1 protein-coding gene is annotated in these 929 nt (G+C 65.0%); it reads left to right on the plus strand.

Going from position 1 to position 929, the window contains the following annotated elements; genetic code table 11:
• Positions 1-150 precede the first annotated feature (150 nt).
• Positions 151-929: IS256 family transposase (locus tag NKJ06_RS35545; RefSeq protein ID WP_352812602.1), on the plus strand; the 779-nt coding region annotated here is incomplete at its 3' end.

The raw sequence follows: 929 nt of genomic DNA on the forward strand, positions 1-929 counted from the left end.
TCCCATGAGGTGGTGTAGCTCGGCGGTAGCGAAGCTGCTCGCGAGCGCGCCGTTGGTAGCGCTGTAGCGAGCGAGCGGCTTTGCGGTGGTCATCGGCGCTTTCCGGTAGGGTTTGGTTGTTGACGCCAACCCATTTCGGAAGGACCACCGATGACCGACGACATGATGAACCTGCGCGCGCTCGTGGAGAAGACTCCGGATTCCGATCTCTTGCGCGAGATGATCGGCTTTGCCGCCGAGCGGCTGATGGAGTTGGAGGTTGGGGCCGCCACCGGCGCCGCCTATGGCGAGAAGAACCCGTTGCGCACGGCCCAGCGCAACGGCTATCGCGAGCGCGACTGGGAGACGCGGGCCGGCACTGTCGAACTGCGCATCCCCAAGCTCAGGAAGGGCTCCTACTTCCCCGGTTTTCTCGAACCGCGCCGCATGGCCGAGAAGGCGCTGACCGCCGTCATCCAGGAGGCCTACGTCCAGGGTATCTCGACCCGCTCGGTCGACGATCTGGTCAAGGCCATGGGCATGAGCGGCATCTCCAAAAGCCAGGTCAGCCGGCTGTGCGAAGAGATCGACGGCAAGGTCAAAGCGTTCCTTGAAAGACCCATCGAGGGCGACTGGCCATATCTGTGGATCGATGCCACCTACCTGAAGGTGCGCCGCGGCGGCCGCATCGTCTCGGTCGCCGTCATCATCGCTGTCGGCGTCAATGCGGACGGCCGACGCGAGGTGCTGGGCATGGAGGTCGGCACGTCTGAGGCCGAGCCGATCTGGACGGAGTTCCTGCGCAAGCTGACCCGCCGTGGCCTGCGCGGCGTCAAGCTCGTCGTCTCCGATGCCCATGAAGGCATCAAGGCGGCCGTCACCAAGGTGCTGTGCGCGACATGGCAGAGGTGCCGCGTCCACTTCATGAGGAACGTGCTGGCCCATGCCGG

This window comes from Mesorhizobium sp. M0293 (genome assembly GCF_040321735.1).
In the GTDB taxonomy this organism is placed as follows: Bacteria; Pseudomonadota; Alphaproteobacteria; order Rhizobiales; family Rhizobiaceae; genus Mesorhizobium.